This is a genomic window from Pseudomonas sp. 3MA1 (genome assembly GCF_029237275.1).
GTDB lineage: Bacteria > Pseudomonadota > Gammaproteobacteria > Pseudomonadales > Pseudomonadaceae > Aquipseudomonas > Aquipseudomonas fluorescens_AP.
In genome coordinates this window covers 1-13,464 of sequence record NZ_JAACFX010000020.1, presented here as the reverse complement: position 1 = coordinate 13,464, position 13,464 = coordinate 1, and the positions used below count along the sequence as shown (strand labels likewise).

Genomic DNA, 13,464 nt, shown 5'->3' with positions numbered 1-13,464 from the left:
AGCGTGATGAGCAACATAGAACCCCCAAAGGCTTCATTGGCCTTGCGATCCTACTCTGGCCAGGTTGAGCTGCATGACCACGACTACCACCAGATCGTACTGCCGCAGTCAGGCGCCATGGAGATAGAAGTCGATGGCCGTGGCGGCAAAGTCGACTGGAGCCAGGGCGTGATCATCCCGGCAGGTTGCCCTCATACCTTTTCCGCCAGCACCGCCAACACTTTCCTGGTTCTTGACGTCCCGCTTTCATCACCCCGCACCCAAAAATTCGAAGCTGAAACCATCAAGAGGCTCAACGAAAAAAGCTTCTTTCCGGTCAGGCCGGAGATTCGTCACCTACTTGACTACGCCACACGCAGCGTTCCATTGCTGACCAGCTCACCTGAGGTGGCTCAATCCTGGAGTACCTTGTTGATGTCGTCCCTGGTCCAGCCCCACAGCCACACCCCTGACCACGGACAATTCACCCTGGCCAGGGCCTTGACCCATATTGAAAACAATCTGGACACTCACCTGACCGCCTCTGAAATAGCTCGAATCTCCGGCACCAGCGAACGACGCTTGTACATACTCTTCGAGCAACACCTGAAAACCACGCCGTTTGCCCATATCACGCGTCTGCGCCTGGACCTGGCCATGGACCTGCTGCGCGATACTCGACTGTCGATCAGCGAAGTTGCCCATCGAGTGGGTTACGCGGATCAGAGCGCCTTGAACCATGCGCTGAAGAAAAACCGCAACCTGACACCGGCATCGGCGCGAAGGTGCAGCAGAACCGGCTGAAAACGTGCAGCCTGGAACAAGTATTAGGCAGCACACGCCAATACCCGACCGACCGTCCTCCCTATGATCCCCGCTTCGAAATGCTTATCGGGCGGGACTCATGACCCAAGCAACGACGTCCAATAAAACGCTCTCGGCTCCAAGGTCTGCCGCCTCGGCAACCGCCATTGGGGTGATTGCTGTGTTTCTGTGGTCCTGCCTGGCCTTGCTCACCACGCTGACGTCAGGCATCCCGCCTTTCGAATTGCTGGCTTTGAGCTTTGCCGTGGCCTTTCTGGCCAGCCTGTTCATTCTCGGGCTGCGAGGTGCCGCGGGTTTTCAAGGCTGGCGCCAGCCATGGAAGGTGTGGGCCACAGGTTTCCTGGGAATCTTTGGCTATCACGCGCTGTATTTCTTCGCCCTCAAGGCCGCGCCCCCGGCCGAGGCCAGCCTGATTGCCTACCTCTGGCCACTGCTGATCGTCTTGCTGGCCGGTATCACGGGCGGTCAGTCACTGCGCCCACGACAACTGCTGGGAGCACTCCTGGGGCTCGCGGGCACGGCGTTCATCATGCAGCAACGCTCACAGTCAGGCGTGGCCAGCATGCCGATCGCCGGCTATACGGCGGCCTTGCTCTGCGCCTTGGTCTGGTCGGGCTACTCGGTGATCAATCGACGCTTGAGCAACGTTCCCAGCAGCATCATCGGGGCAATCTGCGGCCTGGTGGCGGTAGCTGGAGCGCTTTGTCACCTGGCATTCGAAACCACGGTTCAGCCTGACTACGGGCAATGGCTGGCGATCATCGGCCTCGGGCTGGGCCCGGTTGGCCTGGCGTTCTTTGCATGGGATCACGCGACCAAACACGGCAACCTGGCAAGTCTCGGCGCTCTTTCCTATCTGGCGCCGCTGTTTTCCACCCTGCTGCTGATTCTGGTCGGCCAGGCCCACGCCAACCCGATCCTGCTCATGCCGGCGTTACTCATCATCGCTGGAGCGGTGATCGCTACCTCACGCCAGGGCACCTCCGGGGCCTGAATCTCTGTACCAACAAGGAGTTCAAAAAATGCATCTGATTGCCTCCCAAGGGGCTGAGAGGCTCGATCGTACTGGCCCGCTTTTTTCGGTAGCCCCCACCAGAGCGACACTTCAGAATCTGGGTCTTCCCTCCAGAACGACCAGCCATAGCGCCACGCGCCGCCGCTCCCATGGCGAGGCCCCAAAAGTGCTGTTATTCGTTCCGCCCTACACGCGCTTGGTCGAACCGGCGCCGAAAGACAGCGCATTCACCCAAATCGGCATCGATACCTTTGAAGTGATGAAGCGTGCAGGCACTCCCATTGGCCTGCTGCGTATCGCCACAGTGGCCCGTCGCGCGGGGTATGACGTACAGATCATCGACGCCCCCTTCGCTGGCTGGGAACAGGAGTCCCCCCTGGTGCAAGTCGATCAGGGACACCTGCTGCGCTACGGCCTGAGCGATGAGCAGATGCGCACCATCATCGAGACTGCACAGCCCGACATCGTCGGCATCCAGTGCAACTACACCGTGCAATGGGGCAACGCTCGGGCGTTGGCGGATCTGGTCAAGTCCATTGATCCCAAACTGGTATTGGTGACTGGAGGCGCACACTCCAGCGGCGATTGGCAGAACGCGCTGCTGGACTCCGCATTTGATTTTGTCCTGATCAATGAAGCGGACCGAGCCTTCACCCTATTGCTCGACGCCTTAAGCCATGGCGACGGCAACATTCATGCAGTTCCAGGGGTTGCCTATCGTGGCCAGCAGGGACAACTGGTTCGCCCTTCGCGCAAATCCAACTACTTGAGCATTGTGCCTAGCCGCCAGGGTCTGGAGGAACGTCTCGGGGTCATGCCCTTGCCCGACTTCAGTTTCCTGGACATGAACCACTATCTGCAGCCCTATCACTCCTCCGGCGCTCGGGTACACAAACACGGCGCCTGGGCGCAGATTTTCTCCACCATCGGCTGCAATGTGAACTGCAACTTCTGCTACATCCCCAAGATCAACGGCCCATGGCGTGCCCTGGGACTGGATTGGTTCGACCTGCACCTGGCGGATCTGGTCAATCAGGGCGTGACCGAGGTACTGATTGAGGACGACCATCTGATGCACGATCCGCTGTATGCCATGGAAGTGGGACGCCTGCTGAAAAAGCACAATTTGCCCTGGGTCGAAGAAGGTGGCCTGAGTCTGTTCAATCTAGTGCTGCTGCACAAAGGCGAGCGATTCCTCGCTGAGCTGGATGATCAGGAACTGAAAAGTCCGCAGTACCGCAACGTCATCGCCGCGATCAAGGGCGGACTGACGGCCCGGCAGTTCATCCGCTCGATTGCCGAAAACGGCTGCTACAACATCTACCTTGCGGTGGAAAGCGCCAACGAGGAAAGCCTGATCAATTCCAACAAGTCGCGCTTCAATGCCATTCAGCAAGCCACCTTTGAACTCATCGAGATATTCACTGAGCACGGCATCCAGGTCACTGGCGGCTTCATGTTGGGCTTTGTCAACCCGCCCGCCACTGCGGGCGCCAAGCCGTTTATCGAAAGCCTGGAATTGATAGAAAGAACCACCGACTACGCGGTGAGCCTAATGGGTGCGGGAATGGCCTACGCCAACCCGTTTATCGTGACGCCCATTCCTGGCACCGCAATGTGGGATTACCAGCAGCAATATGTGGTGCGTCACTACGACAATGGCTGGTCCCATGAGAAAGCCACGATGGCAACCGAGTTCTGGAGCGCTGAGGACATCGAAAAGGCCAGGCTGGAACTTCTAGTCCGTGCCAATGGCGCAGATCGAGTCAAAGAGATGGTTCGGCGCGGCACTTGGCCCGTCAATACGTAACCGGCTCCCGGAGAAGTTGATGCCACTGTTCGGTGTCTTATAAACCTCAATAATCAAAACAGTTTGCAGTCATTGATCCACCACGAAAAATCCTTCTGGAGCCTTCTGTGACGACCGTGGGATGATGCGCCCCCTTGATCCCATGCCCGGAGATTGCGCATGTCATCCTTCGCTAGAAAAGCCCTGGTCCTGGTGTTCGCCGCAGTGGCGGGCTTTGGTGCGCTGAACGCGCTCGCGGCCGGCAAGTCCACGACCAAGCAGGCGCCAGGGGAAAAGGTTTCGATGCTCGGCGGCAAGCTCGCCTTCACCCTGCCCAAGGGCTTCAGCGCCTCGGCCCTGCCGGCCGGCAGCGAGGCCGATGGCACCGCGGGCGCCAGCGGTACTCTGTATTCCAATGCCACCACCCGCACCGTGGTGATCGCCGCGCAGAACAGCATTCCCAATGCGGCTCAGGTCAAGGACAACGACAGCGCCTTTCTCGACGCCGCCGTCAGCAGCTTTCTCTCGCAACAGGCCGCCGCCCTGCCGGACTTCAGCAAGCAGAGTGAAAAGAGCATGACCCTCAAGGGCCTCGGGGTGCGGCAGATCGACAGCACCGCGACCCAGGGCGGCGGCCAGACCCTGAACTCGACCCTGATCGCCGGTTCCGGCTCGCGCATGGCGGTGGTCCAGGTGATTTCCCGCGCCGCCGACAAGGCCGGGCATGCGGCGCTGATGAAGCAGATCCTCGGTCAGTAAACCCTGCTTCGGCTCAGGGGTTGAGCCCCTGCAGCCAGGCCTTGAGGTCTTCGATCTCGGCTTCGCTGATGCTGTGCCCCAGCCCCGGGTAGGCATGGAACTGCGGTTGCAGCGCGGCTTCAAGCAGCAAGCGATGGGCCTGTACCCCGTCGCTGTAGGGCAGGCGCCGATCATCGGTGCCGTGGCCGATGAAGATGCCCAGGCGCTGCAGCTCCGGGCTGTTGTTCACCTGGGCCGCCAGCAGCGGCAGGATCTTCCCGCTCAGGGCGGCAATACCGCGCACCGACTGCGGATGACGCAGCCCCACTTCATAGGCCATGACCGCTCCCTGGCTGAATCCCACCAGCACCACCTTGTCCGGTTGGGTGTGGTACTTGGCCACCGCGGCGCGGACAAACTGGCCAATCAGCTCGGCGCTGCTGGCCAACTCCTCGGTCACGCCGTCATAGGCGCCCTGGCCCTTGCGCTGGAACCACTGGTAACTGCCCTGCTCCAGGGTCTGCGGTGCCCGGGCCGAAAGGTAGGTGTAGGTCGCCGGCAGATGCTCATGCAGGCCGAACAGGTCGGCCTCGTTACTGCCGTAACCATGCAGGAAGATCACCAGCGGCTGGTTGCGGGTGTCGTCGGGGGCCTGCTCCAGGTAGCGCAGCGGCAGATCGTCGTGCAGCGTCGGCGCGGCGTGGGCCAGCGGCGCGGCCAATGCAACCAGTAGCGCCAGGTAGCGGATCATGTACGGCTCCTTGTGCCTGAGGGATGGTAGGAAAATCAGTGCAGGAGCCTAGCATCGCCGGGCCCGGTGGTTCATCTGGCGGGCAGCGCCAGCCCGCGCCAGGCCAGGGGCAACAGCAGCGCCACCACCAGCCCAAACCCCACCTGAGACAGGTAGAAGGTTTCCAGCCACTGGCCGTGGGCTGCCACATAAAAGCTGTTGTGCAACACATCCAGCACGATGATCGCCAGGGTCAGCAGCAGGCCCCAGCGCGGGCGCACGAACAACAGCAACGCCGCCAGAGGGTCGAACAGGGTCAGCGAGCCCCAGAAGGCCCGGCTGGCCAGGGGTGTGTCGACGCCGTAGCCATAGTCCCAGAGCAAGCCGTGGTCCAGCGCCGCGCGCAGGTGATTGACGGTGGCCGCCAGCAGGCACAAGGCCAACAGCAGGCGGATGAACAGCGACACTCGGGACATGGACGCCTCTACTGTAGGAGCCGGCTTGCCGGCGAAAGGCGCGCTGGCGGATCGAGGGCAACCGCACCAGGGCTTTGCTTGACCAGCCCGCATCCACCCTGGTGCGCCCCTGTCGTCGAGCTTCAGTCGTTGATCAGCTTGCCGGCGCGAATCGCCTCGCGGCCGGCCACCTTGGCCAGCCAGATGCCCGGCTGGGTGTAGCGCCCGCGGTCCAGGGCAAAGAGCACGCCGCTGGTGCCGGCCCGCACGGTGCTGACGCTGTCGTTCAGCGGGTCGACCACTTCGAACAAGGCATCGCCGCGCTCGACCCACTCGCCGGCCTCGCGCAGAAAACTCACCACACCGTGGTGCGGGGCAAACAGGTATTCGGTGCCTTCGAAGGGCATGCCTTCGCAGCACTGCGCCGGCGCGGCGGGCCAGTCGCCGCTGATCAGGTCCTGCTCGGCGAGAAAGCCGAGGATGGCCTCAGCATTGGCCCGGGCCTGTTCGACCCGGGTGTCGCCCATGCTGCCCAGCTCCAGGGTGGTGGCCAGGTTGGCCGGGGGGATTGCCGCCCGGGGGAAATCCCGGGCCAGGCGCAGCCAGGGCGCGGAACAGGACTCGTCGAAGGAGCTGCCGCCGGAGTCTTCACAGAGCAGCGCCACCCCGGCCTTGAGCCGCGCCGCCAGGGACTGCCACTGCGGCCAGTGCTGGGGCAAGGCATAGAGATGGATCGCCGCTTCGAAATCGCAGTGCAGGTCCAGGGTGATGTCGGCGTCGCAGGCATGACGCAGCAGCAAGCGGTGCAGGGCCTCCAGTTGCGAGGCCGGCGGCGGCAGTTCATCCAGCACCTGGACCATGGTGCGGCGGATCAAGGCGATATTGGCGGCGGCATCGCTGCCCAGCTGCTTGCCGATCAGGTCGCCCACCGGGCCACTGAGTTCGACGAAGGCGCGGTTGAAGTTCTTGCCGCTGCCCAGCTCGAAACGCCCCAGGTGGCTGCCCTGCACCTGCTGGTCCAGGCCGATGGGGTTGGCCACCGGCACCAGTTCGATCACCCCCTTGAGGCGGCCCTGGCGCTCCAGTTCGGCCAGACGCTGCTTGAGTTCCCAGGCGGTGCGCATGCCCGGCAATTCATCGGCGTGCAGGCTGGCCTGGATGTACACCTTGCGTGTGCCGCTACCAAAGCGGAACACGCTGAGCTGACGCTGAGTGCCCAGATGGCCCCAGGGCAGGGAATGATCGATGCGTTGCATGCTGGCTCCAGGGATCGAAAAAAGCGCGGTGCAGAATAAAACAGTGGCGCAGAAAAAAGGTGGCGACCGAGTTGCGGCCGCCACCTTTTTTTACTGCATGTATCGAGCCCGACGGTTTACTCGCCGTAGACGTCGAAGTCGAAGTACTTGTCCTGCACTTGCTTGTACTTGCCGTTGGCGCGGATCTCGGTGATGGCGGTGTTGAATTTCTCCGCCAGCTCCTTGTCGCCCTTGCGCACGGCAATGCCGGCACCGCCACCGAAGTATTTCGGATCGTTGTACTCGGGACCGACGAAGGCAAAGCCCTTGCCGGCGTCGGTTTTCAGGAAACCGTCGTTGAGGTTGACCGAGTCGGCCAGCAGCGCGTCGATGCGACCGGAGACCATGTCCAGGTTGGCTTCCTGCTGGGAGCCGTAGCGCACCAGGTCGATGCCAGCCGGCACCAGCACTTCGGTGGCGAAGCGGTCATGGGTACTGGCGCGCAGCACACCGACTTTCTTGCCCTTGAGCTCGGTCAGCGGGTCCTTGATGGCGGTGCCGGCCTTCATCACGAAGCGTGCTGGGGTGTGGTAGTACTTGATGGTGAAATCGACGTTCTTCTTGCGATCGTCAGTGATGGTCATGGACGACAGGATGGCGTCGATCTTCTTCACCTTCAGCGCTGGGATCAGGCCGTCGAACTCCCGCTCGACCCAGGTGCACTTGACCTTCATCTGCTCGCACAGGGCATCACCCAGGTCGACGTCGAAACCGGTGAGCTTGCCGTCGGGGGTCTTCATCGAGAACGGTGGGTAGCCGGCTTCGATACCGATGCGGATCGGCTTGGCCTCGTCGGCCGAAGCGGTGAAGGAAAACAGCGACAGTGCCAGGGCACCAAACAGCGCAAACTTGTTCATTTATAACTCCAGGAGACGGAGACTTTTATTGGCTGGTTTCGATTAGGGGCAAATCGAAGTGGCCAGCAGTCTAGAGCGGCTCCCGGGAAGCAAATTGTGTTGATGCGACAAATACTTATAAAAAACATAAAGCCGCGACGCTGCGCCCTCCCCCTCGCCCCGACGTGGTGCGTTTATCCCTGAACAACCCGACGTTCGCCTCAGAACGGACCATTTTTACCCACACATCCTGCGCCAGCCGCAGCCTGGGGCCGCCGCCAGCGCAGTGCCCCCTCAGCAGGCGCAGGACAGGTCCGGCCCCTCGCTGCGCGGTTGTCCGGTGCTGAGCCCAAAACCCTCATCGAGCCAGCCGGTGACACCGCCGATCATCTCCTTGACCGGGTATTCCAGGGCCGCCAGCTTGACCGCCGCCTTGTTCGCGCCGTTGCAGTGAGGGCCGGCGCAATACACCACGAACAGGGTGTCGCGGGGATAACCAGCCAGGTGTTCGGCGCTGAGCAAGCGCCCGGGCAGATTGATCGCCCCGGGGACATGGCCACGGGCAAAGGCCTCGGGGCCACGCACATCCACCAGGACAAAATCCACTTCACCGGCCTGCTGGCTGCTGTAGACGTCGGAACAGTCGGTTTCAAAGGTCAGGCGGTTGCAAAAATGCATCAAGGCAATGGCCGAAGGGGCGGCGGCAGTGCTGCGGACCAGGCTGGTCATGGGCGTCTCCAGAAACTCGCGATTAAGGTGGGAAGGACTTTATCGGCCCGGCCCCACCGCGTTAAAGTGGCGCCCCGGACAGCCACTGGTAACTTTCCGCCAAATGCATAATCCTCCCGGCTTAGTCGCGATCCTGGCTTACGACGGCCTGTGCACCTTCGAATTCGGCATCGCCGTGGAAATCTTCGGCCTGGCCCGGCCGGAGTTCGATTTTCCCTGGTATGAGCACTGCATCGTCGCCGTGGACCCGGGGCCGATGCGCGCGGCGGGCGGTATCCGGATATTGGCCGATGGCGGCCTGGAACGGCTGGAACAGGCCCGGACCATCATCATTCCCGGCTGGCGCAGCCGCGACCAGGCGCCGCCGCCCGAGCTGATGGCGGCCCTGCGCCGGGCCTACCACCGCGGCGCGCGGCTGCTGTCGATCTGCTCGGGGGTGTTCGCCCTGGCGGCCAGCGGCCTGCTCAACGGCCTGGGCGCCACCACCCACTGGCGCTACACCCAAGAACTGGCCGAGCGCTTCCCGGACATCCGCGTGGACCCGGACGTGCTCTATGTGGACGCCGGCCAACTGATCACGTCTGCCGGCAGCGCCGCCGGAATCGATGCCTGCCTGCACCTGGTGGCCCGGGACTTTGGCACCGGGGTGGCCAACAGCGTGGCCCGACGCCTGGTGATGTCACCCCAGCGGACCGGCGGCCAGGCCCAGTTCATTCCGGCGCCGGTCAGCCGCACCCCGCGCAGCGACCTGTCACAGGTCATGCAATGGGCCAGGGAGCGCCTGCATCAGCCGCTGACGGTGAGCGACCTGGCGGCCCGGGCGCTGATGAGCGAACGCACCTTCTTGCGACGTTTCAGCGCCGCCACCGGCGCCACGCCCAAGGCCTGGCTGCAACATGAGCGACTGGCCCGGGCCCGGGAACTGCTGGAAAGCGGCAGCCAGACCACGGAAAGCATCGCCCTGCATTGCGGTTATCGTTCGGTGGAAAGTTTTCGCGTGGCCTTCCGCAGCCTCGTAGGCCTGCCGCCCTCGGCCTACCGCGAACGCTTCGGCCAAAAACCCCCCTCGTAGCCGGCTTGCCGGCGAAGCACCCGACGTTTATCCGGTGGTGTTCATCCCGGCCTCTTTGCGGGCAAGCCCGCTCCTACGGGAAAGGAGGGAGACCCCGCTGCTGGCGAAGAACACCACGCTTATCCGGTGGCGTCCATTCCGGCCAGTGCCTAAGGCTCCGGTTTGCGCAGAAGGTAGGTGTCCATGATCCAGCCATGCGCCTCGCGCGCTTGGCGACGGACCCGCTGGATCTCGTCGGCGACCTCGTCCAGGCGCCCGGCGATGAGGATCTCGTCCGCGGTGCCGAGGTAGGCGCCCCAGTAGATGTCCAGGTCCTGATGGCGCAACTGGCGGTAGGAGTCTTCGGCGTCGAGCATCACCACCCGACTCTCGGCATCACCGACCTGTCCTGCCGCCAGGCGCCGCCCAGTAGTGATTTCCACTGAGCGGCCAATACCGTTCAACGGCACCTTGTGCTGCGCCGCCAGGGCCTGGACGCTGGTGATGCCGGGGATCACCTGATACTCGAACTGCGCCGCGCCGCTGGCCAGGATCTGCTGCAGGATGCGCAGGGTGCTGTCATACAGCGCGGGATCGCCCCAGACCAGAAAGGCCCCGGTCTGCCCCGGCTGCATTTCCTGGTTGATCAGGCGTTCGAAGATCCGCTGCTTGTCACGGTTCAGCGCCTGGACGCTGGCCGGGTAATCCACGTTGCCTCGCTGACGCTCCGGAGTCTGCGCCTCGACGAAGCGATAAGGGCGCTCGGTGAGGTAGCGCTGGCACAGCTCGCGGCGCAGATCGATCAGCGAGTCCTTGCTCGGGCCCTTGTCCATCAGGAACACCAGATCGCAGCGGTTCAGCGCCTTGATCGCCTGGACGGTGATGAAATCGGGGTTGCCGGCGCCGATGCCGATGATCAGGAGGGTTTTCATGGGGTCAGGTTCTCGCTGCTGTGCCTGGGGACAGTATGGGCGGTGCGGCGCGCCCGACCAATGCGCCGCCGGCCCAGGGGCTCAGTCACGGCCGTCCAGTCGCAGGCGCCAGCGCCCGGCGTGGCTCAAATCCAGGCGCCCCAGGGGCTCGATGTCCAGCAGGTTGAAGCTGCTCAGGGGCGCCTGCAGCACCTGGAGCATGGCCGCGCGGATCACCATGGGATGGGTCACCGCCAGCCAGTGCCCGGGCTGCTGGGCCATCTGCTCCAGCCATTGGGCCACGCGCCGGCACAACTCGACCCGCGACTCTCCCCCCGGCGGCGCGCACTGCGGGTCTTCGAGCCAGGCCTGCAAGGCCTGGGGCTCTCGCGCTTGCAACTCGGCGAGCCGCAGCCCCTGCCAGGCGCCCACAGCGCAATCGCGCAAGGCTTCCTGCACCTGGGGCGCGGCGCTGAACAGCGCGGCCGTCTGCCGGGTGCGCCGCTCCGGCCCGCAGAGCACCCGCAGCCCGGGCTTGAAAGCCGCCGCCCGACTCAGGGCCTGGGCCTGCCAGTCCATTTCCAGGGCTTCGTCCAGGGGCAGGCGCGCCTGCTTCTGGGCAGCGGTACGGGCATGGCAGATCAGGGTCAGGCGGGTGGCCGGCAATGGGGCGATCTCGACAAAGGGCTATCAGGGGTGAGGCGCGGTTGTAGCACGATGGCCGAGGGAAAAAAACCGACGGCGAGCGCTGGAAAGCTCTCATAAAAATCAAGAACAAACTGCTTTCAAAAAGAGAATCAGCTTATAGGCCACCCAGGCACCTCCCTCTTATCCTCCAGCCCTCTTCCACGTTTCGACCCAACCAGGCACCTAAACAACCATGCACAGCGGTATGTGGGAGCTCATGTCTCTCGACCTGGCAGTCAACACTTCGCTGCTGCCGATCATCCTCTTGCAATACGTGGCCATGGTCGGGATCTTCAGCACCCTGCTGATGCTGCGCGAAGATGCCCAGCGCCTGATCAAATCCAAGAAAGTGCTACTTGGGTTGATCCTCGGCACCAGCAACGTCGCGCTGATCGCCCTGGCCTCGCAGTTCATGCAAACCCCGGTGAAGGCGTTCCTGAGCAACGACATGCTGTTTCTTGCCGGTTTGCTGGGCGGCTGGTGGGGCGGCCTGGCCTGCCTGGCACTGGTGGCGCTGGCACGTTTCTGGATCGCCGGGGCCGAGCTGTTTGCCGAAGCCCTGTTCAGTTTCAGCCTGATGACCCTGGGCGGCGTGCTGTTGCACCGCTGGTTCGAGTCGCGCGACCTGTGGTCCCTGCGCCTGAAGGATATGGCGCTGGTGGTGCTGGTGCGGATCGCCGCCGCCATCGCCCCGATGCAACTGATCGACTGGTTCGGCAGCATCGATTCCGCCATCAATGCCCAGTTGCTGTCACTGCGGATCAGTTCGACCCTGCTCTCGCTGCCGCTGATCATCCTGATCCTCGCCATGCTGCGCCGCGAAGCGCGCTACCAGCAGGCCCAGCAGCGTCTGCTGCAACAGGCCCTGACCGACTCGACCACGCAACTGCCCAATCGCCGGGCCCTGAACCTCTACCTGGAACGACTGCTGCAGCACAGCGGCCCCAAGCTCGGGCGGCACACCCTGATCGTGATCAAGATCGGCAACCTCAAGGACCTGGTGGCCATCCATGGTCACGACTGGAGCGATCAGCTGCTGACCGGCCTGGCGCAACAGTTCAGGGACGGCGCGGCCCGACACGTCCTGCAGACCGCCAGCGACCCCAGCCCCTTCATGTTCTCCGACCTCAGCATCGCCCTGGCCCTGCCCAACTGCGGGATCCGCCAGGTCGAGGAGTCGGCGCTGCTGACCTCCCTGCAAATGACCCTGCAGGCCAGCCTGCCCGGCGACGGCGGCCTGCCTCCCACCCTGCAGTACTGCGTGATCGATGCCTGCGCCGGCGGCAGCCCCACCGTCACCTTGCGCAATATCAGCCTGGCGCTGGAGGACAGCCGCCAGCCGGTGCGCTACCTGCACCAGTCGCTGATCGAGCAGGCCCAGAGCAACGAACGCATCCGCCAGCAGTTGCTGGAATGGGTGCGCACCCACAACCCGCCTCTGCACTACCAGCCGAAGTTCTGCCTGGAGCGGCGCAGGGTCATCGGCGCCGAAGCCCTGCTGCGGGCCCGGGACGAACAGGGCGCGGCCATTTCTCCGTTGCTGATTCTCGACGTCATCCGCCACCACGACCTGCAACACGCCTTCGAATGGTCGACCATCGAAGCGGTGATCCGCGATGCCCGGCGCTACATCGACGCCGGATTGACGGGACCGCTGGCGGTCAACGTTTCGGCCTCGACCCTGAGCGATGCCAACTTTGCCGTGCTGCTGATACAGCGCCTCAAGGAAAGCGGCCTGCCCGGCCACCGCCTGACCCTGGAACTGACCGAAAACACCCTGCTGCAGGACACCCGCCAAGCGGCCCACAACATGCTCCTGCTCAAGGATCATGGCGTGACCCTGTCCCTGGACGACTTCGGCACCGGCTATTCGGCGCTGAGCATCTTGGCCAAATACCCCTTTGCGGAAGTGAAGATCGACCACTCGATGATCTCGCTGCTGCACTACGAACGGATGCGCACCGCCGTGTCCATCGCCCAGGAAACCGCCCGCCTGTACCAGGCGACACTGACCGCCGAAGGGGTCGAGACTCAGGAGCAGATCGATATTCTGCGGAGCATTGGCATTGGCTGTGCCCAGGGGTACTTCTTCTCGCCGGCGGTGCCTCTGGAGCAATTGATTGAATTGGGGGTTGGTTGTGAGGGCTTGCGGAGCGAAAGGCGGGGGGATTGATCCAGCTTTTCGGCTTTTTTTGGGGGGGTACATATCCATTGCTGCGGGTGCGGCTACTTAGGGTTTCGCTCTTACAGCGAGTTTGACGGGGTACATATCCGTTGCTGCGGTCACGGCCACTTACGGTTTCGCTCTTACAGCGAGTCACTTTGAAGAGCCCAAAGTAACCAAAGGCTCCTGCCCCTCCACTCGGTGCCTCGCCTAGGCTCGGCATGCCCTTGTAAGCTAATTTCTACCTGCCTCAGATCGCG

At 63.2% G+C, this 13,464-nt stretch carries 13 protein-coding genes; 6 read left to right on the top strand and 7 right to left on the bottom strand.

The features are described 5' to 3' along the window. Positions 1-6 precede the first annotated feature (6 nt). From GWQ44_RS30275 to GWQ44_RS30260, 4 genes are all read left to right on the top strand, one after another. On the top strand, positions 7-783 hold the full coding sequence (locus GWQ44_RS30275; protein WP_275929046.1) for an AraC family transcriptional regulator: 777 nt from the start codon (positions 7-9) through the stop codon (positions 781-783). A gap of 100 nt (positions 784-883) precedes the next feature. After that, positions 884-1,798 (top strand): DMT family transporter, encoded by a 915-nt coding sequence (locus GWQ44_RS30270; RefSeq protein ID WP_047303410.1) that lies wholly within the window; start codon positions 884-886, stop codon positions 1,796-1,798. Between the two features lie 28 nt (positions 1,799-1,826). After that, positions 1,827-3,629 (top strand): cobalamin-dependent protein, encoded by a 1,803-nt coding sequence (locus GWQ44_RS30265; RefSeq protein ID WP_275929045.1) that lies wholly within the window; start codon positions 1,827-1,829, stop codon positions 3,627-3,629. A 159-nt stretch (positions 3,630-3,788) separates the two neighbouring features. Next, positions 3,789-4,367: a hypothetical protein gene (locus GWQ44_RS30260; RefSeq protein WP_275929044.1), complete on the top strand. Its 579-nt coding sequence runs from the start codon at positions 3,789-3,791 to the stop codon at positions 4,365-4,367. Positions 4,368-4,380: 13 nt separating this feature from the next. Here GWQ44_RS30260 and GWQ44_RS30255 read toward each other — a convergent pair whose 3' ends face one another. From GWQ44_RS30255 to GWQ44_RS30235, 5 genes are all read right to left on the bottom strand, one after another. Continuing rightward, positions 4,381-5,097 carry a dienelactone hydrolase family protein gene (locus tag GWQ44_RS30255; protein WP_275929043.1) on the bottom strand — a complete coding sequence of 239 codons (717 nt, stop codon included), beginning with the start codon at positions 5,095-5,097 and terminating at the stop codon, positions 4,381-4,383. Between the two features lie 71 nt (positions 5,098-5,168). Then, positions 5,169-5,552, bottom strand: coding sequence for a hypothetical protein (locus tag GWQ44_RS30250; RefSeq protein ID WP_275929042.1), 384 nt, complete (start codon positions 5,550-5,552; stop codon positions 5,169-5,171). 122 nt (positions 5,553-5,674) lie between these two features. Further along, positions 5,675-6,787 carry a succinylglutamate desuccinylase/aspartoacylase family protein gene (locus tag GWQ44_RS30245; protein ID WP_275929041.1) on the bottom strand — a complete coding sequence of 371 codons (1,113 nt, stop codon included), beginning with the start codon at positions 6,785-6,787 and terminating at the stop codon, positions 5,675-5,677. A gap of 116 nt (positions 6,788-6,903) precedes the next feature. Further along, on the bottom strand, positions 6,904-7,683 hold the full coding sequence (locus GWQ44_RS30240) for an ABC transporter substrate-binding protein (RefSeq protein WP_275929040.1): 780 nt from the start codon (positions 7,681-7,683) through the stop codon (positions 6,904-6,906). Between the two features lie 273 nt (positions 7,684-7,956). Further along, positions 7,957-8,391 (bottom strand): rhodanese-like domain-containing protein, encoded by a 435-nt coding sequence (locus GWQ44_RS30235; RefSeq protein WP_103740285.1) that lies wholly within the window; start codon positions 8,389-8,391, stop codon positions 7,957-7,959. A 103-nt stretch (positions 8,392-8,494) separates the two neighbouring features. On the opposite strand from GWQ44_RS30235, the gene ftrA reads away from it, so the two are divergent. Continuing rightward, a complete protein-coding gene (ftrA, locus tag GWQ44_RS30230; protein WP_275929039.1) occupies positions 8,495-9,463 on the top strand; it encodes a transcriptional regulator FtrA in 969 nt (322 codons plus the stop codon). A 149-nt stretch (positions 9,464-9,612) separates the two neighbouring features. Here the strand turns inward: ftrA and cobF are convergent, their stop codons facing one another. Both cobF and GWQ44_RS30220 read right to left on the bottom strand, forming a co-directional pair. Next, positions 9,613-10,374: a precorrin-6A synthase (deacetylating) gene (gene cobF / locus GWQ44_RS30225; protein WP_275929038.1), complete on the bottom strand. Its 762-nt coding sequence runs from the start codon at positions 10,372-10,374 to the stop codon at positions 9,613-9,615. 81 nt (positions 10,375-10,455) lie between these two features. Next, positions 10,456-11,019: a histidine phosphatase family protein gene (locus GWQ44_RS30220; protein ID WP_047303394.1), complete on the bottom strand. Its 564-nt coding sequence runs from the start codon at positions 11,017-11,019 to the stop codon at positions 10,456-10,458. A gap of 238 nt (positions 11,020-11,257) precedes the next feature. Here GWQ44_RS30220 and GWQ44_RS30215 point away from each other — a divergent pair, with 238 nt between their 5' ends. After that, positions 11,258-13,213 carry a GGDEF domain-containing phosphodiesterase gene (locus tag GWQ44_RS30215; protein ID WP_275929037.1) on the top strand — a complete coding sequence of 652 codons (1,956 nt, stop codon included), beginning with the start codon at positions 11,258-11,260 and terminating at the stop codon, positions 13,211-13,213. The last annotated feature ends 251 nt before the right edge of the window (positions 13,214-13,464 follow it).